We start from the raw sequence: 262 nt of genomic DNA on the forward strand, positions 1-262 counted from the left end.
CCTCTGCTCCCAAAGCAGATGCGCTAACCGGGCTGCGCTACGCCCCGACTGAAGACCTGAACTATACAGACCCTTTTCAGCCTGGTCAACATCCACTCTGCTTTATTTTTTCATTTTTTGATTATCTTATTATTTTTAATCGTTATTTATTTTTATGTTTCGCAATCAGGGCCACTCTTTTGTGCCAGGCCGTCTGAAAAATGCGATAATTTAAACGCAATATTTATCCCTATTGAGGAGGAAAAATCATGGCTGCACAACT

General features: G+C 41.2%; 1 protein-coding gene. It reads left to right on the forward strand.

Annotation, left to right across the window (positions count from 1 at the left end):
• Positions 1-197 (forward strand): hypothetical protein (locus ACTHSP_RS23800; RefSeq protein ID WP_440347208.1); only part of this gene is annotated, 197 nt, incomplete at its 5' end.
• Positions 198-262 lie beyond the last annotated feature (65 nt).

It is taken from the genome of Neisseria sp. P0001.S005 (assembly GCF_051963715.1).